The organism is Faecalibacterium tardum (assembly GCF_040096515.1).
GTDB lineage: Bacteria > Bacillota > Clostridia > Oscillospirales > Ruminococcaceae > Faecalibacterium > Faecalibacterium tardum.
The window spans coordinates 329,816-350,380 of the sequence record NZ_JBBMEO010000001.1 but is presented as its reverse complement, the minus strand read 5'-3'; the positions used below and the strand labels follow the sequence as shown (position 1 = coordinate 350,380).

The window sequence follows — 20,565 nt, the reverse complement described above, 5'->3', positions numbered from 1 at the left end:
CGCAGACCTTCCGGGTTCTCTTCTTATAAAATCTTTATCGCAGCACCGAGAGTTCCTCAATGCCGTAGCGCCGCATCAGGGCGATGGCCGCCGGGGTGATCTCCTCGCCGCTGACCGCCACAGGGATGGCGGGCGGGCAGGACACCGTAGGCATAGCACACACCCGTCCCAGTGCCTTGTGCACCGGGATGCGCACCTGTGCGCCCAGCACCGCCTGCCGGATGGTGCAGCACTGCACCGCCTGCTGCTGCAAAGCGGCAAACTCCCCTGCCCGATTCTCGGGGCAGGGCAGTCCGGCGGGCACGGCAGCTAAAAGCTGCTCCAGCGCGGTTTGCAGGCGTTCAAAGTCCTGCGGCGGGTTTTCCGGGGTGAACATCAGCACCACATAACGGGGGTCGGCATACTCGCACTCCAGCTGTGCGCGGCGCAGGGCTTCTGCCAGCGCTGTGCCAGTGCAGCCAAGGGCGGCGGCGTCCAGTGTAAGCTTCATCGGCTCCTGCTGTGCCCCGGCAACTGCCAGCGGCACCGGGCACTGCCGCGCCGCTGCGGCCTTATTCAGGCTGCGGCGCAGACTTTCCAGCGTGGCGCAGCACTGTGCCAGCCGCTGGGGGTATTCCCCTGCCAGCACCGCGTTGCACACGTCCAGCGATTGCAAAATGAGGTAAGAAGGACTGGTAGAGCCAAACAGTGCCAGCGCACCCCGCACGGCGGCTTCGTCCTGCACAGGGGCATCGTGCGCCAGATGCAGATACGCGCCGCCGGTGACCACCGGCAAGGTCTTGTGGGCAGAGTCGCAGCACATGGCCGCGCCCTGCGCGATGGGGTGGCAGTTTTGCGGCAGAAAGCGCAGGTAGGCCCCGTGGGCGTTATCCACCAGCAGGGGCACGCCCTGCGCCCGGCAGACAGCGGCCAGCGCCGGGATATCCTGCACACCGCCCAGATAATCCGGGCTGGTGACGTACACGCCAAAGGGGCTTATCCCCTGCTGCGCCAGCGCGTGCAAAGCCCCGGTCAGCGCTTCGGCCGTGACGGGGCAGCTGCACAGTGCGCCCTCTGCCTGCGCAGACGGCCAAAGCCAGCAGATGTCAAAATCCAGCAGCGCCGCCGCGTACAGCAGCGCCTTGTGGGCGTTGCGGGCAGCCAGCAGCACCGGGCGCTTGCCGTTTTGCGGTGCGCCTTGCAGCGCCAGAAACAGCATGGCGCGGATGCACTGGGACGAGCCCTCGGTGCTGTAATAGCTGTGCGCCGTGCCAAACAGCCGGGTGGCGTTGGCTTCGCTTTCGGCAATAATGCCCTCCGGCGCGTAAAGCTCGTCCGCACCGCAGATCTCGGTGATATCCAGCGGCTCAAAGCCTAAAAGGCTCTGTCCCTTGTGGCCGGGCATGTGCAGCCGGGCGGTGCCGGACTGTGCATAGCTGCGCACAAAATCCACGATGGGGGTGGTCATGCTCATTCGCAGGCTTCGCCGTCAGCGCAGGCGTTGCAAGTAGAGCCCAGCTCAATGGGCACCTCAATGCCCTTGGCTGCCAGTTCCTGATTCTCGGCTACCTTGATCATGATGGCGCACTCCATGCGCTTTTTGAACAACTCGCAGCCGTACTCATACACGCCGGTAATGCTGCCGGTGGCATGGTAGGAGTTGGCAGCGCAGCCGCCGGAGCAGTACAGCTTTGCCCAGCAGTCCTGACACTCCTTGCGGGCGTAGGCGTTGCAGTGCTTGAACTCATCCCGCACGGCGGTGTTGGTGACACCCTTCCAGATATCGCCCAGCAGGTACTTGGGGTCGCCCACGAACTGGTGGCAGGGGTACAGATCGCCCCAGGGGGTAACCGCCATGTACTCGGTGCCGGAGCCGCAGCCGGAGATGCGCTTATAGATGCAGGGGCCGCCGGTCAGGTCGATCATGTAGTGGTAGAAGGTAAAGCCTCTACCCTCGCGGTCGCGCTTGATCATCTCCTTGGCAAGGATCTCGTACTGCTCCTTCAGGATGGGCAGGTCGGCCTCAGTCAGGGCGCTGGGGTCGCTGGGATCGCAGACCACCGGCTCCATGCTCAGCTCGGTAAAGCCGAGGTCTGCCATGTGGAAGATATCGTTGGTAAAGTCGGTGTTAAAGTGGGTATAGGTTCCGCGCATGTAGTAGTTTTTGTCGCCGCGCTTCTTGACGAACTCCTGAAACTTGGGCACGATGCGGTCGTAGCTGCCGTTGCCTGCGCAGTCCACGCGGAAGCGGTCGTTGACCTCCTTGCGGCCATCCAGACTCAACACCACATTGTGGCACTCCTTGTTGCAGAAGTCGATGACATCATCATCGATCAGCACACCGTTGGTGGTCATGGTAAAGCGGAAGTTCTTGTTATGGATCTTCTCCTGCTCGCGGCAGTAGGCCACCAGCTTTTTGACCATGTCAAAGTTCATCAGCGGCTCGCCGCCAAAGAAGTCCACTTCCAGATTGCGGCGGGTGCCGCTGTTCTCGATGAGGAAGTCCATGGCGCGCTTGCCCACCTCAAAGCTCATCAGGGCGCGGTCGCCGTGGTAGCGCCCCTGCGAAGCAAAGCAGTAAGAGCAGCTCAGGTTGCAGCTATGGGCAACGTGCAGGCACAGCGCCTTTACCACAGTGTTGCGGTTCTTGAAGTCGAAGGCCATGTCCTTATAGACATCCGGGCTCCACAGCTTGCCGTTTTCTTTCAAGCTGGTCACATCGTCGATGCACTGGCGCAGATCCTCCTCGGTCACATCCGGGCGACTGCCGTACTTTGCCAGCATGGCGGCAACGATCTCGTCTGCGGTATGCTCCGGGTACATGGCGATGACATCGTAGGCCACCTCGTCCACAACGTGCACCGAGCCGCTGCAGGTGTCCAGCACGATGTTATAACCGTTCAATTGATACTGATGTACCATTTTACACTCCATTCCAGATTACACAAAAAAATGCCGCCCGGCAAAGGCGGCATAAGGTTTGCAGAAATTACTTGTTGCTGTTCTCGCACTGCTGGTTAGCCACGCCGCAGGAAGTCTTGCAGGCGGACTGGCAGGAAGTCTGGCACTCGCCGCAGCCACCGGTCTTAACGCTCTTGGTCAGGTCACGAGTAGCAATAGTCTTGATACGCTCCATGATAGAAACCTCTCTAACTCTCAAAAATTTATCGCGCCGGACATAGTTCCGGTACGCTTTTATCTTCTAATAGGATATCACGCAGCGCGCCTTTTGTCAAGATTTTTTCGCTAAGCCTTTTCACCCGCCCATGGGCTGGTAGCGGGTAAGCACCGTATGCAGCCCCAGCTCCCGGGCTCGCGCCAGTAAGTACCGGTAACGGCACAGCAGTGCCTGCCGCTCGTAGATGCGCTGCTCGATGAGGTCGGTATCCACCTCCATGTCAAACATCATCTCGTTGCGCTTCAAACAGAACAGGCATTCCTTCAGCTCCTCCTCCAGTTCCGGATGGTAGCGCTCGTGCTCAGTGTCCCGCGGGACGCGGGGCGAAAGCAGGGTCTGGGCGTTTTGTGTAGTTCGTTCCGGCATAGGCATCCTCCTTCTGGTACTTTGCAAGGTTTTGTACCTTCCAGTATAGGCGGTGCGGTGCGCAGAACCTGCCGAAGCGTGGGCAGGCATAAAAAGTCGCCCCGCCGGACAGGCCGGGGAGCGGCTATAAGAAAGCGCTTAGAAAATGCGATTTGCGCGGTTCATGTACTCAATTTCACGTTTTGCGCAGGCATTTACATAAAGGTTCAGGTCAGAAGTTGTTTGCAGTCTTTCAATGCGGGCATTCAGCTCTGCGCCTTGTGCCTGAATACCGTTCAGCTGGTTGGACATATAATTGCAGTTGCGAATGATTTGGTCTGCCTTTCGATTTGCATCTTGAATCGAATCGTACAGCATTTCCTGATTCAGTTTGATTTCTTCTAAGCTTGCTAAGATTTGATCGTTCTGCGTGATGATCCGGTTCAGGCGCAGTTCACTTTCCAAAATGTTATATGCCCCTTCATGGCCTTCCAGCGTTGTACAGCGGCCAGAAGCAAAGTACTCATACAGTGTACATACACATGCATAGTTACGATATTTAGAATACAGAACATCTTTAGCATAGAGTTGCTGCAAGCATCTTCTCGATTTTTTGTTTGCTTCGCTTAGCGTGTTCATATTTGATTGAAGCACTGCTTTTTTTATTCTCTCCGCGTCTACACGTTTTGCATCGTTAAGTATTTCTACTTTATATTGTTCAGCCTTTTTGTTATAGTTTCTAACAGCTTTTTTGTAGTCTTCGTCATATATTATCCTTCCGAAAAACCAGCATCCACCACCAATAAGCAATGCCAAAACGCCACTGATGAGAAAAAAGTCTGAACTGATAGGCAATGCAATTACGATTGAAATCCCACCGGTAACTGCAAGGATCATTCCCCAAAACATTGTGTTTATACCGTTTTCATTAACCGTCTTACCAGGTGCGGTCGGTTCATTGATTATTCTATAGTTTCCCAACAGGGAAATGTTGTATCGAAGTTGTGCAATTGCGCGGTTCTGTGTATAAACTTCTTTTTCAAGCTCAATACACATACCAAGATATTCTTTGATTTCTGCTGCTGTCATATGACGCCATCCTTCCCTATTTTGCAAAGCATTACCCGCATATTGATAATACCCCAATTATCGCTAATTGTCAATATGCGGCCAACTTCTTATTCTTTAATTATGAAAACCCACCAAGGATGGTATATGTTATGATTCGATACGACCCGCTTTGGGAGACAATGAAAAAACGTGGGGTCTCCCAATATAAATTATTAAAGGATTACCATTTTAGTGCGGGGCAACTGAGCCGTTTACGCAAAAATGAGAATGTCAGCACCTATACGCTTAATACTCTCTGCAAAATTCTGGACTGCACCCTTGAAGAAGTTGCCGTTTATCTGCCGGACGAACCGGACGGTGAAAAACACACCGACTGATTTTGCAAAACATTCATCGCTGCTGCGGCATTTTCCAAAAAAGTACAACTTTTTTCAAAAATATGCTTGACAACTCCGGGCTTTTCCCGTATAATAGCACACGTTGAGCGGCTCACCCCGCAAAACACAACAGAATATTGGGGATTTGCATAGTGGTAGTGCGGTAGACTCTGACTCTACTTGTGGGAGTTCGATTCTCTCATCCCCAACCAAAAGAGAACTAGGCGAACACAGTACAATCGAGATGGTTGGTTCAGTGTTCGTCTTGTTTTGTTCCCTACCGAAAATAAGAAAGTAAGTAAAAAAGACCCAAACCTCATTTCATGCGAGGTTTGGGTCTTTTTTGTTTTATTTCCTGTTAGATTTTTCCGAAATACGGAAAAACTTGCCGGAATAGAGGGTTTCTTGCCAAAATGCAGACAAGCCGACCATGAATCGGCTAAAATCAGCAACAAAGGAGACCAAAGGCTATGATTAGGATTTTGCTGTCTACCCGCCTCGGCGAAAGACGGATGACACAGAGCGAACTTGCACGTGCAACAGGGATTCGCTCCCAGACCATCAATGAGCTGTACCACGATTTTGCAGAGCGAGTCAGCCTGGATGATCTCGACCTCATTTGCGAGGCCCTTGACTGCGAACTGGATGACCTCATCGTGAGAGAACCCAACCCGGAGCGTAGGGTCAAAGAGGTGCGGCACATCCCTCAGACCGTGAACAAGTCTCGCAAGAAATAACCTCTCCTGCCCGGATGCGTCAAGCGTCCGGGCTTTTTTCGTTCTCATCCGGCACGAATTCCAGAAGATCTGCGGGCTGGCAGTCCAGAACGGTGCACAGCTTGTCCAGAACGTCCAACGGAATATGCTTGACGGAGTTGTTGTTCATGCCCGACAGAGTGGGCTGGCGAATCCCAGTCATTGCGACCAAATCCTTTTGTTTGATGCCTTTTTCGGCAAGCACGGCTTTCAACTTGATGCGAATCATGTAAGCACCTCCCTTTTCTTCACTATATCACACTTACCTGAAAATTGCAACGCTTTTCGTAAAAATATTTACGAAAAATGTTGTTTTACTATTGACATACAACGAAATTCGTTGTATAATATAGACATAGAGAGGAGGTTACGAGGTGCAAGGGAGCAACCCAAAGGGGGTGATGCTCCATGACAAGCAAGGAATTTGCAAAGCTCACCAGAGCCGAGCAGGTAGCCCGCTTTGAAGCATACAAAAAAGCGGCTCAGGATCGCACCCTGAACCGCTAACCGCTAAAAGCCCGTTATCCACAAGCCCCTTGCACCTCCATTTTATTTTTTTATTGAAGATTTGTCAAGAGTAAATCGGAGGTTTTCAGCATGAAGTTCATTGACATCAACCGAGAGTTCACCGCAGCAGCCAACAGCTACATGGCGCAGGGCTACTACATCAACGCCGGAACGATGGGCGGAAGCCAGGGCGAGGTCGCTCACATCGACCTCACAAACGGCACCGAGATCATCCGGGTGCTGCTCACCACATTCAACAACTACCTTGGCACCGAGGGTGTGGAGCTGATTGTTGGCCGGGTCAAGGACGACATCAAGCCCAATCAGGAAGACCGCTGGAACACCGTCTGGAATGAGCGTCTGGAGGTCATCAGCAACAAGAAGTTCTACCGTCTGAACAACCGCGCACAGGATGGATTCTACGGCACAGAGGAGGAAGCAAACGCCGCCGAGGAGAAGCGGTTTGACCGCTACAAGAGCCGCCGCAGCAATGACAGTGCGCTGGATGTGACCACAAAGGCCGCTCCGATGGTCAAAAAGTACATCCACGAGAAGTTCGGTGTCCGGCGCGTGAAGATGGACGACATCAAGGTCGTCAAGCACGGTGGCCGCTACACCGTCACCTACCACAAGCACGCTGCACAGCTGCACTAAGGGGAGGGCGCAAAGATGGTTACGATTCAGAGCCAAAACTTCGGCGTTGAGATTGAAATGACGGGCGTTTCCCGCGGAACAGCCGCCTCCGTCATCGCCAACTACTTCGGTGTCGGCGGTATCCACTTTGCAGGTGGCACCTACCAGACGTACGAGGCCAAGGATAGCAAAGGCCGCGTATGGAAGTGCATGAGAGACGGTTCCATCACTCCTCGGCGGCGCAGAGGTGGTGCAATCGTAGAGGCAGACGATACCTACCGCTGCGAGGTCGTGACCCCGATTCTCCAGTATGAGGACATCACCGACCTGCAAGAGGTCATCCGGGCACTGGTCAAGAAGGGTGCCATGGCGAACAGCTCCTGTGGTATCCACGTCCACGTTGACGGTGCGAACCACACGCCCGAAAGCCTCTGCCGGCTGCTGAACTTCGCCACCGGGCGGCAGGATCTGTTCTACGAAGCCCTGCAGATCGGCAGCCGCGCAGACCACTGGTGCCACAAAATCAACCCTGCCCTGTTCCGTGAAATGAAGAAGAACGGCCGAGCAAGCCGGAACGATGCAGAGCGCATCTGGTACAGCGTAGTGAATGACGGATATGATGGAGGTGTGGATTCTTCCCACTACAACAGCACCCGGTATCACGGAATCAACCTCCATGCATTCTTCACAAAGGGCACCGTGGAGTTCCGGCTGTTCAACGGAACCACCCACGCCGGGCGCATCAAAGCATACGTTCAGTTCTGCTTGGCAATGAGCGCATGGGCTATCAACTGTGACCACGACAACCTTCACTTCAAGTCCATCAGCGGTTACACCCAGCAGCAGAAGCACGATTTGATGATGCGAGTGCTCACCAAGCGTCTTGGCATGAGAGGCCCGGAATTCAAGACCGCCCGCCTGCATCTCACCTCTGCATTTTTGACAGAGGCCGAGAGCGAAAATACCGCCGCCTAAAAACCGAAAAGCTGCGCTATCTGGCTATACGGGCATTTGGAGGATATGACAATGAAACTTTACAAATACTCCGGTACCATCGAGGAGCTTGCCGTTGAACGCGGCCGAATCTCCTATATCAAACTCTTTGATGTGACCGACTTCGACAAAGCACCAACCAGACTGGAAGTCTTCGGTGCGCTCGGCAAGTACATTGAGGCCATCGAGGGAACCGATGCCGAAGAGCGATACATCAAGAGTGATTGGTACTTTGACAGCAACCTGTATCTGCGCCGCATTGAGATTCCCGGCGGTGAGGTTGGCCGCCCGGCGAAAATCATCACCCAGAGCCCGGACAACATCGACCAGTTGGAGATCTTCGGCCAGCAGGACTATATCCAGACCAGCAAGCCGGAATCCATGTCCTGCAAGGAAATTTACCGCTGGTCCGATTGGGAACGCCAGAACATGAAGTAAGGAGGTGGTGACCATGTTCAGTATTACCGATAACGAGAGGCTGCGGGATGCGTACGCACTCTTGATGTTCATGCAGAGCGACATTCCCGCCTCTGCCGAAAAGAGGGCTGCCGTGAAAAACTTGGCGGCAACCGTTAAGATGGAGATCCGGGCCTACAATAACCGCCCCGCCCCTGATGTGCATATCATCTGTGCCGACTATGACGGCCGTCTGGAGCTTGTTCAGCTGCCCGATAAGCTGGACGAGGCGCACGAGATGGACGCTACCAACTGGTTTCTTAACCATCATTATTTGAAGAGTTACAACAGCCCCTATGACTGCACAGGGCAGGAGTTCACGAATTGGTTCTATCTGTTCCGGCGGCGTGGTCACTGGTTTGCATATCACTCGGTTAGCCGAGACGTTTGAGGAGGAAGTACAATGACGGACGAAAAAGCTATTGAGAAGATGGTCTATGACCAGCAGCAGGGCTGGCCGCTGTGCCCCCGCTGCGGCGAGAGGATGCCGGACAAGCTGACCCACGGAGCACTGAGTCGCCACGCCAATGGCGTGTACATCTGTGAGGCTTGCGGCACCGATGAAGCCCTCCGGGACTGGGGCGGCAACGTCAAGCCCCTGTCTGACTGGGTGCTTGTTCGCATATACAATGGAGATCTTCGGAGGTAATCGATATGGAAGAAATGCTCCTGTCACTGAATGGACCGTGGTCAAACGCAGCCTGCATCGGCTACTGTGTCATGGCGATGCGCAACGCCGGTTTGAGTGAGAAAACACAGCGCAAAGTCCTTGATGAACTGACCCGGTGTTTCGACGACGTGAGTGTTGAAGACGCTGCACAGATGAAGTTCTAACAAACAAAAAATCCCCCTACACTGGCCCGAAGGTCAATGCAGGGGGATTTTTGCGCGCTACCGAGGTAGCCAAATATAAAATCAAGAGTGGACCATGCCGGGCCGCTCTCTACAAAAGCCGAAGCTTTTCAAGTGCCTATATTTTACACGGCACTCATGCAGCAGTCAAGACTTTTTGCCCAGTGCTGCGGTCATAACATCAAAGGCGTGTTCGATGACAGCATCCAGCACCTCGTCGGTGATGGCCCAGCGGATAGCCGCCGGGCACTTGGCTCGGAGAGCGGCGAACACCTGCTTCTTCTTTTTGGCACCCTGCCCGCTGCCCATGATGGACAGCTCGGCCTTTTCGACCAGCTCCAGAGCCAGATCCTTGACGGTGGCCTTGTAGCCCAACCGAATACCGCCGACTGCCAGCGAAATAAAACCCGCCGCCATCAGAATGACAGCGACAGGCACGGGAATAAAACTCAGAACAGCTTCCATGATGGTTTCCTCCTATGTCACAGATACTTGTTGGCCCCAGAAATTGCCCGCCAACTGGCAGGGCCGCAGATGCCGTCCACGGCCAGTCCGTGCGCCTCCTGCGCTTTCAGCAGAGCGTTCTCGGTGCCCTCGCCGAAAATGCCGTCCGGGGTCAGCCCCAGCAGCCGCTGGAGCATCTTCGTGGCTGCACGGTTTGCATCCCCGGTGCAACCCCGGCGGATGGTCGGCAGAATGAACTTCTGGTAGGTGGTGCTGGGGTAGTGCCGCGGGGCATCGCACAGCCACGTTGCCTTTGCATCGCGGGTATCGGTGTGTACGATGGCGCAGCCGTCATACCAGTAGATGCCCACCGCCTTGAAATACTGGGCGGCGATGATGCCCAAGGCCACAGGATTGATGCTGCGGTTCACCATGCGCCAGTCTGCCGCCATACCATAGCGGTGCTTGGAATTTGGGCTTCCGCCAACGGTTTTGCTGGCATTGTGCGTGATGCAACGGTATCCGCTGGTCACCTTGATGGCCTTGCCCAGCTTATCCCGGATGGCCTGAAGTTTTTCGACCAGCTCCGAATCGACCATCTGGCGAGTACACCCGCAGGGGCACTTGAAGTCCTTGCGGGTGAAGTTCTTGCTCAGGGCAGATGTGTCGCTGGCCTGATAGACGATGACTCTCATGTAGAAAACCTCCTTCAAGAGAAGTCGTGCTTTTGAAGCCGCTCATTGTACACCCGTTTGATATTCGCTACCGCACAGATGCAGCGGTTGTTTTTGTAGTCGGGGTGACTGCGGCAGTAGTCCTCATAGGCATCAATGACGGCCAAAATCTCGATAAAATGCTCCCTCGTGTGGTGCTTATCATCAATCAGTTCGTCATTGAAGCGCAGGATCTGGGTACGCAGAAGATTGGCATTGCGCTCATCATCAACTTGGATATGCTCCTCCAGCTTTTTCTGGGTCTGCTTCTGCTGTTCCAGCACTTCAGCATTCAGGGCGTGTCCGATGATTTTCGCAAGCCTGCTCCACGGATTGATCTTGATGGGCGAAACCTCAATGAGCGAGAGCAGCACCAAAACCATCCCGCCACCGCTCCAGAACAATTCTTTCAGATTCACAGCCATCCCCCTCACTGAACCAGCGCGGCGATTGCCTGCAAATCAAAAATCGGAGCATCAAAAAACGCTCTCGCCCACAGCCAGTAGTCTTCGGACTCCGGGCGGCGGTACTTTTGGCAGAGTGCCGATGCCCAAACCCGGTTCCAGCGGGTCTGGTAGGCTGCATCCCGGCGCTCAAGGCACCGCTGGATGCTGTCAACCAGCTTCCCCCGCAGGTCACCAGCGCTGTCGTCGTCCTGCACGAAGTAGTCCAGAGCGTTCTGGCTGCTCACAGTGCATACGCGCTTATTCTGGTGTATAAGAAAACCGCCCTGATTACTCAGGACGGTTCCATAAGGGATGTTCACACGCCCGTCAATCCCGACGAAGCGGGCCCGACGGCGGGCGATAAAGCGTTCATGCTCCATAGGTTAGACCTGCTCTTTCTTCTCGGCGAGCATACCGGTCAGCTCGGCGTAGTGCTCATCGGTCAGTTTGCCGGCGGCGTAGAAAATATCGATCTTCTCCGCCAGACCATCGGTACTGCCGCGCTCGATCATGCGCTTGCAGGTGCGATACAGAACCATTTCCGTTGCTTTGCTCATTGCCTTTTCCTCCTATCAGGTATTCTCAGTGTCATCCGTATCGGAGACATTCAACTCCAGAAGGGTCAGGCGATAAGCCTGATCCACGTTCATCTCGTCGGCATCCTCGATGGCAGCTTTCGCCCCCATAATCCAGCCACCAATGTCGGTCGGCTCCAGAATGACGCTCTCTGCATCATCCAGAGGCTTCCGACCAAACAGGTGGTACGGAGTGCCGGCATAAGAAATGCCCGAAGCATCAGGCTCCGGGCAGAGGATATAACAGCCGTTGTCGGCTTTTTTGATGTAGGTCACGTCCTCGGTCAAGGCAAGGACGGTGCCATCACTGGCTTTGATGATTTTGTTGAACAAGGCACTCTACCTCCAAAAATTGCATAGCAAAGCCGCCGCAGACGCAGCAGCCGCCCATGGTCATCAAAATTTTTATAGTAGGCTTCTTGGCAGTTCATATACTGCGCTACCTCCTGCAGGGTACGTTTCCCGGCCAGCCATTCACGGTGGAACAGCTTCAGTTTCCTCCGTGCGCGTATCACGCCGTCACGGCTACCATTGACTTTGATTTTCCCGGTCTCGGTCAAGGTAAAACGAGCCTTGCACCAGCGGAAAGGCTTTGTCAGAGGGATGATCTTGCATTTCTTCTTGTTGACCGGGATGCCGCGGATTTCAAACTGGCGCACGATAGCGCGGCCCAGCTTTTTCAGATCTTCGATATCCGGGAGAATGATGCAGTAATCATCCATGTAGTGTCCGGCGCTATGCGTGGACATCTGGCATTTGATCCAGTTGTCCACAGCACTGGGCATTGCCGCCATTTCTTGTTGGCTCGGCTCAACGCCCAGCGGCATCCCACGGCCCGGAAATTCGCCGGGAGCAGTATCAATAATGGTATCTGCTATCCGCCGAAAATCAGGGTTCAGGATATACCGCTGGTGCCGCTGATAGATGATAGAATGGGGTGCATAAGGAAAGAACTTCTTCAGGTCGAGCAGTAACACCCCGCCCGCACGGCCATACTTGCGGTAATGCCGTGCCAGCTGCTGTTTGATGCGCTTGATCTGCCAGTGCAGTCCCTTACCAATCCGGCTTGCACCGTTGTCATAGATCATGCTGGGGTCGTAAAGCGGCTCCAGCACTTCCTTGCTGATGACCTTGTGGATTTGTCGGTCTGTAATATGAGGAGCGTCAATCCCACGAATCTTGCCGCGTTCGCAGACCGTGAAATGAACGTATTTCTTAGGCCGCCACCTTTTTGCCAAAATAAGCCGCCGCTGCTTCGCTGTGTTGGAAAACAGATGCCGCTCAAAGTTCTGCGTGCTCTGCTTCCAGCGTACACCGTTGCAGCATTTCCGGCCGTATTTGAACATCGTGTGGTAGCTGAACACTTCTTCCAACGAACCGAGGGCGGCACAACGGGCTTCCTGTCTGGCTCGGCGTGCTGCCCGGCGGCGCTGGTATCGTGCTTCATGGCGCTCCTGACTTGTCATAAAAGTATTCGCTCCTCGTACAGATGAATTGTAGGGCATCGTCTAATCTGCTTTATGCCGGCACATGAAACGCGGTAAGATGCATCCCGCGCCATGCAAGAAGCGTCCGTGCCGGCATATCGAAAAGCAGTTTTAGAGGTTTGACCCTCAGGGAAGTACCTCTCCTTTTGCTATGGTCGTCTTTCACCTATGGCTACTCCATGTGACCAAGCATTGCAAAATCCGGGCACAACACCATACGCATTGTTAGCGTTGTTATAGTCCAACGACCCCGACGACGAAACCGCGCAGAAGTAGTTGTTGTTGTTGATGTTGTTGTAGTTCGGCGACCGCAGCCACCAGACCGCCGCCGCAGGAATTGACAGAGATACACCCACTTAAAAATCAGGCTTTCCGATTGACCGTTCCGATCATGCCTTGCAGCAGGTCGTTTTCCTTGTCAATCAGCTCACCCAACTTTTGAGCCATTTTATCCAGTCTTTCAGTTGCTTTCTTCGCATCGACACTTTTCCCTGAGGGAGTTGTGAAACATCCCTGCGGGTTCTGGGTCATGATGAGATAGCAGTGAGTCAACCGAACATCCAGCGCCATCAGGGATGCCCGCGCTTCCAGAAGATGTGCTTTACGAAGCTGGCGCCGCTGATCGTCGGAGGGATAGATGCTGTTTGCCTTTTCGGCATGGTCTATCACCTCACCCGCCAGCTTTGCAACCGGTTCTGCAATCAATCTGGAATACCTTGCGGAAATGCGGGTCAGGAAGTTTATCGTTTCAATGTAAATCGCATTGGCGACATTCACATACTCCGCCTTGCTTTCTGTGCGCTTGGATTTCAAAACTGACATGATACTTTAGTCTCCTTCGGGGTCATCGAGATCGATTTTCCCTTGCTCTCGCTCAACTTCTTCCAAATGCTTGAGCAGCACATACTCTATGTAGTTCGTGATGGACCGATGCTCTTTTGTTGCTAGAACACCGATCTTATCAAAAACTTCATCGGACAGGCGCAGTGTAAAGACGCGCTTGTTAGTTGCCATACAATACCTCCTAACAAACAGGTTTTGAAAGTATTGTATAGCGTTTTTCGTGCCGTGTATGCACTCATAAGACAGTTGAGTGATAGCACTTTCAGTATCTTTCCTCAAAAAATCGCGCGGGGCGCTGACGCGCCCTTTGAATTTTTTGAGGAAAGTTTGCTGTTTTCCGCCCACTTCCGTGGGCTTGAGCAAGTTGAGAATCCCTGCGGGGGATTAGACAACAAAGCCGGGCACAACACCATACGCAATGTAAGCGCTAGTAAAAAGTCCAACGACCCCGACGACGAAACCGCGCAGAAGGAGGTGTTGTAGAAGATGTTGTAGTCCGGCGACCGCAGCCACCAGACCGCCGCCGTTCCGGTGGCGGAATGTTTATTGGCAACTTTGCTGTTACCCGCTTTGAAGTAATCGTACTGTGCCTGATAGTTCGGCTCCGCATCATTGCAATACTGGTGCGTTGCAAAGACCTCATACTCGGACAGCAGGAACAGATAATCCGTGGTAGAGGACACATTGCTGGCGGTATTGCCACCGCCCTTATTATCCGTATACTTCGTGCAGGACTTCATCACCGCCCGCAGGTCAGAGGGAAGTGCGGCCAGCAACGTGTTGGCGGTCGGGCTGGTGGGAGAGCTTGCGCTACCAAGCACCTTGCTCCGCATCTGACTGCTCCCCCAGCCGCCAGAGTTTGTGTTGCTGGTGTTCATCGTGAATGCGCCAGACGTGGAAGTCGTGCTGCCGTAGCTGCTATCCACCAGACCAACAAACTTGCCGCTGATCTTGCCCAACAGGAAGTGGATGCGGTTGCTGCCCTCCTTGCCGGAATTGTGGTTGAAACCGATGATAAAGGCATCAACTTTCAAGCTGGAGATCGTAGTCGCACCCACCTTGCCATTGATTGTCACGGACTTCGTGGCACCAACAGACCAGTAGTTTGCACCCTGACCAGCATCGCTGACGGCCTTGATGACTGCCCAACTGTTGCTGCTGAGCGTTTTGGACACCAGCGTAACGGCCACCGTGAACGTCTTGCTGGACGGTGCGGTATAGTTGGTATCTGCACCCACATTGACCGTAATAGTGGCACTGCCGGTCGCCTTTGCGGTCACCGTGATGGTGGTGCCGGAAACACTTACCGTTGCAATGTTCGTACTGCCAGAGGATGCGGTCACCGTACCGCTGCCCGGCCGCGTAACAGTGATGGTGCCAGAGGTTTTCGGGTAGGTCAGGCTCAGACTGCTTGCGGACAGCGTAATACTGCCGGTCGCCTTGCCGATCGTCCACGAAGCGCTCTTGGCCGTAGTCGTCCCATCCGACCACTTATAATTGGAAGTCGGGGTAAAGGTGGCGCTGTAGCTGCCAGCGTTGGTTGCGCTGCTCGTGCCACCGATCGTCAGCTGAGAACTGTTATAGTTGCTCCACGACGGGGACTGCGCCGAGCCATTGTAAGTCACGCTACCGGTCTGTGCCGGCACATTCTTGACCTCGGCTCGGCCAATCGTCCACGACACACTCTTGGCTTCCTGCGTGCCGTCCGTCCAGACATACTTGCCGATGGGCGTAAACGTGGCCGTATAGGTGCCAGCATTGATGCCGGAGGTCACGCCCCCGATCGTCATCATGCTGCTGTCATAGCCTTTCCATGTGGGACTCTGGGTGGAGCCGGTATAGGTCAAGCTCCCGCTCTGGGCGGGCACGGCCTGAATCGTCAGGGTCAGCACAGAAAGCGCATCAATGGCTTCCTGCACATTCGCCGCCGAAATTCCGGACTTGCTGTTGTCATAGGAAATATCTGCCGCAGTGCCGCCGGACGAACCGCCGCCACCACCAGCATTAAAAGGACCCCATGCCATAAGATTAACCCTCCTTTGCCGCTGTCGCGGCCGTGATGATGTGGTACTGCGCCGAAATCGCAGCTGTGGGCACCGATGCCGCACGGAGCCGGAGGATGCCGGCACGGCTTTCCGTCGCAACAAAATTTGCCGCTCGTGCAACTGCGCTGCTCGCCGGGACAACATCCACCACCACGCTATCTGCCGCCGTCAGACCATCCACCTTGATGTCGATATACTTCGTATACCCGGGGACGCTGGAATCGGACTTCCAGCCGGTGACAGGGATGGAGAACGAAACGAATGTTGCCCGGTCTGCTTTCAGTCCGTGCATTTCTTCCAGTGCAGCAGCGGCGGCAGATGCGACTTTGGCGGTAGCATTGCTGGACTGGGATGCAGCGCTGCGGAGCTGATCCAAAGTTGTGAGCGCATTGCTCAAAGAAGTCACCTCCCATAAAAAAATAAGGGGCAGCGGTGAATATTCTCCGCCGCCCCTTTACTCATGAGATCTCAGAGGCTTACTCGCCGTAAATCTCTGCCAGCATCTCGGACACCTCAGCATCGGTAGCCGTATGGTTCGCAATGGCCTTATCGATGGTGGTATTCATGCCGTCCAGCTTGGTCTTATCCGCAGCGGACATCAGGCCAGCCTTGGCAGTGGTCGCCTCGTCATAGGTGGTATCCTGAGCCGGGATGCCAAGGCCGGTGATATCATCCTTGGTCACAGGAATGGTATCGGTCACATGGCCCTCTTCATCCACAGTGGTCTTGTACAAACCGCTGGCAGCAGCGGTGTGGGTGGGATGGACATACTTGTTTGCGCCAGCCTCAATGCCGTCCAGCTTATCCTTGAGAGCCGCAGTGAAGTTCTCGTCAGACAGACCCTTGCCCGCTTCTTTCTCCACATAGCCAGACAGGTCAACGAAACCGGCCAGCACATCATACTTGTAGGCATCGCCGACCTTGACCACCACGACATTGGTGCCCTTGGGATATTTGTTGCCCGCACCCTCAACGAAGTTGTTGGTGGTGGTGAAAGCATCGGTCACGTTGTAGACGTTGCCCAGAACATTCTCAGCCAGAGCGGGCAGCGCAGAAAAGACCACAGAGCCAGCGGGCTTATAGACAGCGCTGATCTTGGCGTTGATCTCGTCCTTGGTGTAAGCGTCGGTGATGCCGTATCCACCCAGAGTAGTGGCCTTGTCGGCCTTTGCAGCCAGAACAGCAGCCAGAGCGTCATCGAGGTCAGACTGGGAAATCTTCGCCTTGTAGGCCAGTGCAGCCAGACCCTTGATGGCAACATCGGTACCAGCCACGGAAATGCTACCGTTCTTGGAGCCGGTGGCAACCAGAATGTCCACCATCTTCTCAGCGATGGCCAGGGCAACGCCGTTCACCTTAACGCCCTCCAAGACGTTGGCCTGTGCGCCGACATCCTCCAGAGCCTTGATGCGCTTGTTCTGGGCCTCGTCAACGGCCTTCTGCTTCAGACCCAGCTCCTTCAGTGCGCCCAGCTTTGCGAGCTTCTCAACATTGTAAGCCATAATAAGTATCCTCCGTAAATTGTTGTTTGGTGTTTATTTGTCGTAGATTTCGGCCAGCATTTCGGATACATCATCCGTAGCTGCCATCTGGTCTTCGGAAACTGTGGCGTGGACAGAAATAACACCGTCTTTGGTCACTTCCACGCCGTCGCCAATTTTCACGCAGCCCAGCCGGTCACGGGTCGCAATTACCAGTTCACCGGTGCCACCTCCTTTCCCGAACAGAGTGACGACTGCCTGAATATCAGCTTCCGGGATGCGCTGAGAGAAAAAGCGAACAATACCGTTCAAAGTCTCGCACCCGTTCAGGACACCCGCCTTGTTCGAAATAGAAAAGCAGCTGGCAGTTGCGGAACCGCTGGGCCAAAGCTCAGGGGTGCAGTCTGCCAACTCTGCATCGTAGGTATACGCATACGGCATTTCACCCTCGCTGTCCGATACGGCTTTCCAGCCGTCCACAGAAAGGGTCAGGTCGTATTTGCCATAGTAGCCGCCGGAGCTGCCGCCACCACCACCGCCGCTTTCCTTGATAAGCTCTTTGACCCTGTCTTCCGACATGATCTGGCCGGATTCCTCCAGCTCTTTCAGAGCCTTACTGGTGGCTTCGGTGATGATTTTGGCATGGGCATCCGGGGCATCGTTGTGCTGTGAGATCTCCTTCAGCACCATTTCCCGCACCATCCGCATAATTGCTTCAACCTGCGGGTCAACGGTGAGTGAGATATTGGCTTTGGTCGAAACGGCCAGCAACACAGCAATTTGGAATTCATGGTCAGCAGTACCGATGGCCGGGATCTCGATGCCCCGATCGTCCTGCATCAAAAAGAGCAGCGTGTCCTCCGGGTCGTCATTGAGGCGGCCAAACACACCGATCTGGTGCATGAAGTACGGCTTATCTGCACCGCCCGTCCAAATGCTAACTTTGCGGGCTTTTTCACCCTCATATTCCACGGTGTCGATGCCCAGCAGTTTAAGCTCATAGGTATCACCGCTGACTGCCGTTTCCTCGGACAAGTCGGTGTCAACTGTGCCCGTGCCGCTTACAGCACGGGTGATGGTGAGCGCACCGCCCGAAATGGACTCGGACAACATCGCAGCACCGGCGCTGGTATATGCATATTTTTCCCAGCTCATAACGATTTCCCTCCTAACTTGATGGTGACGGTTTCATAGGTCTGCGCAGGTCTGCCAGATGCAAGCGCCTGTGCAGACACAGCCTTGGCGTGGATAGTTCCGGGCAGCGCAATGGTCGTTTTCATCCGAGTTGTGCTGACCGCACCAGCGGCGCAGGCGTGTGCGCTGACTGCCCGCGGCTCGATAACACCCGGCATAAGAACCGTGTAGGACATCGTTGTGGCGCAGGGAATCGCTGCAACATAGCACGCTTTCGGCTCCGTTTCCGTGTAGTAAATGACGCTGTCCAAATGCGACCGAAGATTTTTGTAGCAGATGATTTTTTGCAAAACCTGCTGATGTTTGGCCTCATTGATTGCAGCGAAATCAACCGTGATACGGAGTTTGAAGTGGTACGGATCGCCGCCGTACTCAAACCACTCCAAAACTTTGGGATTGGGATAAATCGCAGAAATGGCTCTTTCAACAGCCGCTTTTGTGCCACGGTGCCGGTGAACATAGAAGCTGTCCTTGATGGTTTTTCTTTTTTCCTCAAGGGTGTAGGATCTATCGTACCAGTCCACGGCGAAGTCACGAGCCAGAATGTCAAGCAGCCATTCGGGCAGTTCGTCGATGCGGGTATAAATCCGCAGGGAGTCGATTTCATCCTGCCGGGATTCCATCACCTTGGCTATGGCCTGTCCCAGAGCCACCGTCTTAGGGTCTTTTTGGAGCGCAATCGGAAACTGCTGCATCATGTTGTCAGCAGTCAGGCCGTGGTTACTCATCCTCATACCCTCCGCTCTTTATCGTCACCGTGCCCAACTTTGCCACTTGCGGAACCTTGTCGTTGCGGTCAAGGGATGGCGCACCGTCTTCCAGCGGAGTAAAGGCGGGCTGTTTGAGGTCTACACGTTTGATGCCGGCCGAAAGAAGCAGATACCGCAGCCTGTCAGGGTTGATGTCCCTGCCCATCTTGCCGGACTGCCAGCGGATGTACCGCTGCACAGCCTCATTCACGCCGGACTGAGCTTCACTTGCGGAAATGCTTCCGTCACGGGTCAGGTAATAGGTCAGGTCGATATCATAGGGCACTTCTTCCGGGTCGCCGGAGATCACATAGTCCGTCAGCGGCCGGATTTCATCCGGTGAGCAGGCCGCAACCATGGCACGCTTGGTTTCTTCGCCAGCCACGCTGCCATCGTTCATGACGGCATACAGGCAAACCGTGCCAGGGCTGGGCGAATTTGCAACGACATCTGCGATTTCCGTGGAAACCCTCTTTGCAAAGTATTTGTAGGCACCGATTGGGCCAGCATCAGACCATGCACTCTGACTGTCACGCATCAGCTCATAAAATTCCTCGTCGTCCGGGGCATCAGAACCGTTTGCGCTGACCGTGATATTGGAGCAGCCGGAGTAGTAGTCGTAGATGTCAACAGCGGTGTGGATGTCCCCCACAGCATAATCATTGCCAGCCGTGCCCACGGTCTGGCAGGTCACCTGAACATCCGTGTATGTTGCGCCGATGGGAACGTACTCGTCTGCGGAGGTTTCCCAGTACAGGGCTGCATTGTCGTCTGTGACACGGGTGCCGGCCGGAATCAGCACCGCCGTCTGGCGGGGCTCGCTGATGTAAAAACGCATGGTGCAGGTCGCCGCCGTAGGCTTGGGGCGCTCCTGCAAATAGAACAGCTCGGCCAGGCCATCCAGATACTCGCCCTCTGCGCTGCTGGGCAAGTTTTGGCAGCCTGTCCAGTTATTCTGGGCACGCTCGTACATGATGGCATCTTCGACCCACGAAATGAAAAGCCGTTCCGGGCTACCGGGCATCACAGTTTTGCCAAAGAACTGCTCATATCCTGCGACAAGCAGCCTGTCCAGCTCATCCATGTCCGTAGACACGAACTCGTAGGTTTTACGCACTGATGCTCACCTCCACGACGGGCAGCATCCGCCCGGGAGTGTCCGGGGCTTCCTTGAAAGTAGTCCCCATGTAGGTGGCACGAGGTTCAAACCGCTCGATGGCCTCCTTGATGGCAGCGCAGAGCATAGGCTGCGCCACATTTTCCGGCCGGTCGAGAATGTTCGCAATATCAATGCCAAATTCCCGGTAGCAAGGCACTGTGCCTTTCGGTGTAGACAGGATGACGGCGATGTTCTGCAGAACGCTGGTCACGGTATCCTGCTCCCCAAGGGAAATGGTGGTCAGGTCGTTTGCCGATACCAAGTAGTTGCTCACAAAAATCAC

At 54.7% G+C, this 20,565-nt stretch carries 31 protein-coding genes and 1 tRNA gene; 9 read left to right on the top strand and 23 right to left on the bottom strand.

Going from position 1 to position 20,565, the window contains the following annotated elements; translation table 11 throughout:
- Positions 1-34: 34 nt before the first annotated feature.
- The 5 genes from WMO44_RS01855 to WMO44_RS01835 all read right to left on the bottom strand — a co-directional run bounded on the left by WMO44_RS01855 (position 35) and on the right by WMO44_RS01835 (position 4,591).
- The gene (locus WMO44_RS01855; protein ID WP_349151540.1) at positions 35-1,453 is read right to left on the bottom strand and encodes an aminotransferase class I/II-fold pyridoxal phosphate-dependent enzyme; all 1,419 of its coding nucleotides are present in this window, start codon (positions 1,451-1,453) and stop codon (positions 35-37) included.
- A complete protein-coding gene (scfB, locus tag WMO44_RS01850; protein WP_044960665.1) occupies positions 1,450-2,901 on the bottom strand; it encodes a thioether cross-link-forming SCIFF peptide maturase in 1,452 nt (483 codons plus the stop codon). Before scfB ends, WMO44_RS01855 begins: the two co-directional genes overlap by 4 nt.
- A 67-nt stretch (positions 2,902-2,968) precedes the next feature.
- Positions 2,969-3,115, bottom strand: a complete 147-nt coding sequence (gene scfA, locus WMO44_RS01845; RefSeq protein ID WP_005926683.1) for a six-cysteine ranthipeptide SCIFF — start codon at positions 3,113-3,115, stop codon at positions 2,969-2,971.
- Positions 3,116-3,235: 120 nt separating this feature from the next.
- Positions 3,236-3,523 (bottom strand): hypothetical protein, encoded by a 288-nt coding sequence (locus tag WMO44_RS01840; RefSeq protein WP_015538363.1) that lies wholly within the window; start codon positions 3,521-3,523, stop codon positions 3,236-3,238.
- A gap of 138 nt (positions 3,524-3,661) precedes the next feature.
- Complete coding sequence (locus WMO44_RS01835) at positions 3,662-4,591, bottom strand: PMP-22/EMP/MP20 family protein (RefSeq protein ID WP_249248725.1); 930 nt, start codon at positions 4,589-4,591, stop codon at positions 3,662-3,664.
- Positions 4,592-4,722: 131 nt separating this feature from the next.
- Here WMO44_RS01835 and WMO44_RS01830 point away from each other — a divergent pair, with 131 nt between their 5' ends.
- The 3 genes from WMO44_RS01830 to WMO44_RS01820 all read left to right on the top strand — a co-directional run bounded on the left by WMO44_RS01830 (position 4,723) and on the right by WMO44_RS01820 (position 5,687).
- Complete coding sequence (locus tag WMO44_RS01830) at positions 4,723-4,950, top strand: helix-turn-helix domain-containing protein (RefSeq protein WP_249248743.1); 228 nt, start codon at positions 4,723-4,725, stop codon at positions 4,948-4,950.
- 138 nt (positions 4,951-5,088) lie between these two features.
- Positions 5,089-5,162: transfer RNA gene (locus tag WMO44_RS01825), tRNA-Gln, on the top strand.
- 258 nt (positions 5,163-5,420) lie between these two features.
- The gene (locus WMO44_RS01820; RefSeq protein ID WP_097772643.1) at positions 5,421-5,687 is read left to right on the top strand and encodes a helix-turn-helix domain-containing protein; all 267 of its coding nucleotides are present in this window, start codon (positions 5,421-5,423) and stop codon (positions 5,685-5,687) included.
- A 19-nt stretch (positions 5,688-5,706) separates the two neighbouring features.
- Here the strand turns inward: WMO44_RS01820 and WMO44_RS01815 are convergent, their stop codons facing one another.
- The gene (locus tag WMO44_RS01815; RefSeq protein WP_097772642.1) at positions 5,707-5,934 is read right to left on the bottom strand and encodes a helix-turn-helix domain-containing protein; all 228 of its coding nucleotides are present in this window, start codon (positions 5,932-5,934) and stop codon (positions 5,707-5,709) included.
- Between the two features lie 368 nt (positions 5,935-6,302).
- On the opposite strand from WMO44_RS01815, the gene WMO44_RS01810 reads away from it, so the two are divergent.
- The 6 genes from WMO44_RS01810 to WMO44_RS01785 are packed head-to-tail and all read left to right on the top strand — an operon-like array spanning position 6,303 to position 9,128.
- The gene (locus tag WMO44_RS01810) at positions 6,303-6,866 is read left to right on the top strand and encodes a hypothetical protein (RefSeq protein WP_112121215.1); all 564 of its coding nucleotides are present in this window, start codon (positions 6,303-6,305) and stop codon (positions 6,864-6,866) included.
- Between the two features lie 15 nt (positions 6,867-6,881).
- On the top strand, positions 6,882-7,820 hold the full coding sequence (locus tag WMO44_RS01805; protein WP_112121216.1) for an amidoligase family protein: 939 nt from the start codon (positions 6,882-6,884) through the stop codon (positions 7,818-7,820).
- A 51-nt stretch (positions 7,821-7,871) separates the two neighbouring features.
- Positions 7,872-8,276 (top strand): hypothetical protein, encoded by a 405-nt coding sequence (locus WMO44_RS01800; protein ID WP_112121217.1) that lies wholly within the window; start codon positions 7,872-7,874, stop codon positions 8,274-8,276.
- Positions 8,277-8,289: 13 nt separating this feature from the next.
- Entirely contained in the window at positions 8,290-8,685 is a 396-nt protein-coding gene (locus WMO44_RS01795; RefSeq protein ID WP_349151539.1) for a hypothetical protein, read from the top strand.
- 12 nt (positions 8,686-8,697) lie between these two features.
- Positions 8,698-8,943, top strand: a complete 246-nt coding sequence (locus WMO44_RS01790; RefSeq protein WP_349151538.1) for a hypothetical protein — start codon at positions 8,698-8,700, stop codon at positions 8,941-8,943.
- Positions 8,944-8,948: 5 nt separating this feature from the next.
- A complete protein-coding gene (locus tag WMO44_RS01785; protein ID WP_112121220.1) occupies positions 8,949-9,128 on the top strand; it encodes a hypothetical protein in 180 nt (59 codons plus the stop codon).
- 165 nt (positions 9,129-9,293) lie between these two features.
- On the opposite strand, the gene WMO44_RS01780 is transcribed toward WMO44_RS01785, so the two are convergent.
- The 17 genes from WMO44_RS01780 to WMO44_RS01705 form a co-directional block, all read right to left on the bottom strand.
- Complete coding sequence (locus WMO44_RS01780) at positions 9,294-9,611, bottom strand: hypothetical protein (RefSeq protein ID WP_349151537.1); 318 nt, start codon at positions 9,609-9,611, stop codon at positions 9,294-9,296.
- Between the two features lie 17 nt (positions 9,612-9,628).
- Positions 9,629-10,285, bottom strand: coding sequence for a D-Ala-D-Ala carboxypeptidase family metallohydrolase (locus WMO44_RS01775; protein ID WP_349151536.1), 657 nt, complete (start codon positions 10,283-10,285; stop codon positions 9,629-9,631).
- Between the two features lie 14 nt (positions 10,286-10,299).
- Positions 10,300-10,722 carry a hypothetical protein gene (locus tag WMO44_RS01770; RefSeq protein ID WP_133300820.1) on the bottom strand — a complete coding sequence of 141 codons (423 nt, stop codon included), beginning with the start codon at positions 10,720-10,722 and terminating at the stop codon, positions 10,300-10,302.
- A gap of 11 nt (positions 10,723-10,733) precedes the next feature.
- Positions 10,734-10,994 carry a hypothetical protein gene (locus tag WMO44_RS01765; RefSeq protein WP_349151535.1) on the bottom strand — a complete coding sequence of 87 codons (261 nt, stop codon included), beginning with the start codon at positions 10,992-10,994 and terminating at the stop codon, positions 10,734-10,736.
- A 138-nt stretch (positions 10,995-11,132) separates the two neighbouring features.
- Positions 11,133-11,306, bottom strand: coding sequence for a hypothetical protein (locus WMO44_RS01760; protein WP_179859155.1), 174 nt, complete (start codon positions 11,304-11,306; stop codon positions 11,133-11,135).
- Between the two features lie 15 nt (positions 11,307-11,321).
- Positions 11,322-11,657 carry a hypothetical protein gene (locus WMO44_RS01755; RefSeq protein ID WP_249238474.1) on the bottom strand — a complete coding sequence of 112 codons (336 nt, stop codon included), beginning with the start codon at positions 11,655-11,657 and terminating at the stop codon, positions 11,322-11,324.
- A complete protein-coding gene (locus WMO44_RS01750) occupies positions 11,609-12,790 on the bottom strand; it encodes a reverse transcriptase domain-containing protein (protein WP_249238475.1) in 1,182 nt (393 codons plus the stop codon). Before WMO44_RS01750 ends, WMO44_RS01755 begins: the two co-directional genes overlap by 49 nt.
- Before the next feature lie 170 nt (positions 12,791-12,960).
- A complete protein-coding gene (locus WMO44_RS15105; RefSeq protein WP_353963852.1) occupies positions 12,961-13,167 on the bottom strand; it encodes a DUF6273 domain-containing protein in 207 nt (68 codons plus the stop codon).
- Between the two features lie 7 nt (positions 13,168-13,174).
- The gene (locus WMO44_RS01745; RefSeq protein ID WP_097772629.1) at positions 13,175-13,633 is read right to left on the bottom strand and encodes a hypothetical protein; all 459 of its coding nucleotides are present in this window, start codon (positions 13,631-13,633) and stop codon (positions 13,175-13,177) included.
- A gap of 6 nt (positions 13,634-13,639) precedes the next feature.
- Complete coding sequence (locus WMO44_RS01740) at positions 13,640-13,825, bottom strand: type II toxin-antitoxin system antitoxin (RefSeq protein WP_349151534.1); 186 nt, start codon at positions 13,823-13,825, stop codon at positions 13,640-13,642.
- A 104-nt stretch (positions 13,826-13,929) separates the two neighbouring features.
- Complete coding sequence (locus tag WMO44_RS01735; protein WP_349151533.1) at positions 13,930-15,678, bottom strand: DUF6273 domain-containing protein; 1,749 nt, start codon at positions 15,676-15,678, stop codon at positions 13,930-13,932.
- A gap of 4 nt (positions 15,679-15,682) precedes the next feature.
- On the bottom strand, positions 15,683-16,096 hold the full coding sequence (locus WMO44_RS01730; RefSeq protein ID WP_097772626.1) for a hypothetical protein: 414 nt from the start codon (positions 16,094-16,096) through the stop codon (positions 15,683-15,685).
- A 79-nt stretch (positions 16,097-16,175) separates the two neighbouring features.
- Positions 16,176-17,201 carry a hypothetical protein gene (locus WMO44_RS01725; RefSeq protein WP_349151532.1) on the bottom strand — a complete coding sequence of 342 codons (1,026 nt, stop codon included), beginning with the start codon at positions 17,199-17,201 and terminating at the stop codon, positions 16,176-16,178.
- 33 nt (positions 17,202-17,234) lie between these two features.
- Positions 17,235-18,335: a hypothetical protein gene (locus WMO44_RS01720; protein WP_249238478.1), complete on the bottom strand. Its 1,101-nt coding sequence runs from the start codon at positions 18,333-18,335 to the stop codon at positions 17,235-17,237.
- Positions 18,332-19,102: a phage tail protein I gene (locus WMO44_RS01715; RefSeq protein ID WP_179859158.1), complete on the bottom strand. Its 771-nt coding sequence runs from the start codon at positions 19,100-19,102 to the stop codon at positions 18,332-18,334. The genes WMO44_RS01720 and WMO44_RS01715 overlap by 4 nt, the downstream gene beginning before the upstream one ends.
- On the bottom strand, positions 19,095-20,240 hold the full coding sequence (locus tag WMO44_RS01710) for a baseplate J/gp47 family protein (protein ID WP_227613389.1): 1,146 nt from the start codon (positions 20,238-20,240) through the stop codon (positions 19,095-19,097). The genes WMO44_RS01715 and WMO44_RS01710 overlap by 8 nt, the downstream gene beginning before the upstream one ends.
- A complete protein-coding gene (locus WMO44_RS01705) occupies positions 20,233-20,556 on the bottom strand; it encodes a GPW/gp25 family protein (RefSeq protein WP_097772721.1) in 324 nt (107 codons plus the stop codon). The genes WMO44_RS01710 and WMO44_RS01705 overlap by 8 nt, the downstream gene beginning before the upstream one ends.
- Between the last annotated feature and the right edge of the window lie 9 nt (positions 20,557-20,565).

What these genes read in the sequence shown, in the direction of transcription:
- WMO44_RS01855 (WP_349151540.1), bottom strand. Translation starts at nt 1,453, where the DNA reads ATGAGCATGACCACCCCCATCGTGGATTTTGTGCGCAGCTATGCACAG.
- scfB (WP_044960665.1), bottom strand. Translation starts at nt 2,901, where the DNA reads ATGGTACATCAGTATCAATTGAACGGTTATAACATCGTGCTGGACACC.
- scfA (WP_005926683.1), bottom strand. Translation starts at nt 3,115, where the DNA reads ATGGAGCGTATCAAGACTATTGCTACTCGTGACCTGACCAAGAGCGTT.
- WMO44_RS01840 (WP_015538363.1), bottom strand. Translation starts at nt 3,523, where the DNA reads ATGCCGGAACGAACTACACAAAACGCCCAGACCCTGCTTTCGCCCCGC.
- WMO44_RS01835 (WP_249248725.1), bottom strand. Translation starts at nt 4,591, where the DNA reads ATGACAGCAGCAGAAATCAAAGAATATCTTGGTATGTGTATTGAGCTT.
- WMO44_RS01830 (WP_249248743.1), top strand. Translation starts at nt 4,723, where the DNA reads ATGATTCGATACGACCCGCTTTGGGAGACAATGAAAAAACGTGGGGTC.
- WMO44_RS01820 (WP_097772643.1), top strand. Translation starts at nt 5,421, where the DNA reads ATGATTAGGATTTTGCTGTCTACCCGCCTCGGCGAAAGACGGATGACA.
- WMO44_RS01815 (WP_097772642.1), bottom strand. Translation starts at nt 5,934, where the DNA reads ATGATTCGCATCAAGTTGAAAGCCGTGCTTGCCGAAAAAGGCATCAAA.
- WMO44_RS01810 (WP_112121215.1), top strand. Translation starts at nt 6,303, where the DNA reads ATGAAGTTCATTGACATCAACCGAGAGTTCACCGCAGCAGCCAACAGC.
- WMO44_RS01805 (WP_112121216.1), top strand. Translation starts at nt 6,882, where the DNA reads ATGGTTACGATTCAGAGCCAAAACTTCGGCGTTGAGATTGAAATGACG.
- WMO44_RS01800 (WP_112121217.1), top strand. Translation starts at nt 7,872, where the DNA reads ATGAAACTTTACAAATACTCCGGTACCATCGAGGAGCTTGCCGTTGAA.
- WMO44_RS01795 (WP_349151539.1), top strand. Translation starts at nt 8,290, where the DNA reads ATGTTCAGTATTACCGATAACGAGAGGCTGCGGGATGCGTACGCACTC.
- WMO44_RS01790 (WP_349151538.1), top strand. Translation starts at nt 8,698, where the DNA reads ATGACGGACGAAAAAGCTATTGAGAAGATGGTCTATGACCAGCAGCAG.
- WMO44_RS01785 (WP_112121220.1), top strand. Translation starts at nt 8,949, where the DNA reads ATGGAAGAAATGCTCCTGTCACTGAATGGACCGTGGTCAAACGCAGCC.
- WMO44_RS01780 (WP_349151537.1), bottom strand. Translation starts at nt 9,611, where the DNA reads ATGGAAGCTGTTCTGAGTTTTATTCCCGTGCCTGTCGCTGTCATTCTG.
- WMO44_RS01775 (WP_349151536.1), bottom strand. Translation starts at nt 10,285, where the DNA reads ATGAGAGTCATCGTCTATCAGGCCAGCGACACATCTGCCCTGAGCAAG.
- WMO44_RS01760 (WP_179859155.1), bottom strand. Translation starts at nt 11,306, where the DNA reads ATGAGCAAAGCAACGGAAATGGTTCTGTATCGCACCTGCAAGCGCATG.
- WMO44_RS01750 (WP_249238475.1), bottom strand. Translation starts at nt 12,790, where the DNA reads ATGACAAGTCAGGAGCGCCATGAAGCACGATACCAGCGCCGCCGGGCA.
- WMO44_RS01745 (WP_097772629.1), bottom strand. Translation starts at nt 13,633, where the DNA reads ATGTCAGTTTTGAAATCCAAGCGCACAGAAAGCAAGGCGGAGTATGTG.
- WMO44_RS01740 (WP_349151534.1), bottom strand. Translation starts at nt 13,825, where the DNA reads ATGGCAACTAACAAGCGCGTCTTTACACTGCGCCTGTCCGATGAAGTT.
- WMO44_RS01735 (WP_349151533.1), bottom strand. Translation starts at nt 15,678, where the DNA reads ATGGCATGGGGTCCTTTTAATGCTGGTGGTGGCGGCGGTTCGTCCGGC.
- WMO44_RS01725 (WP_349151532.1), bottom strand. Translation starts at nt 17,201, where the DNA reads ATGGCTTACAATGTTGAGAAGCTCGCAAAGCTGGGCGCACTGAAGGAG.
- WMO44_RS01720 (WP_249238478.1), bottom strand. Translation starts at nt 18,335, where the DNA reads ATGAGCTGGGAAAAATATGCATATACCAGCGCCGGTGCTGCGATGTTG.
- WMO44_RS01715 (WP_179859158.1), bottom strand. Translation starts at nt 19,102, where the DNA reads ATGAGTAACCACGGCCTGACTGCTGACAACATGATGCAGCAGTTTCCG.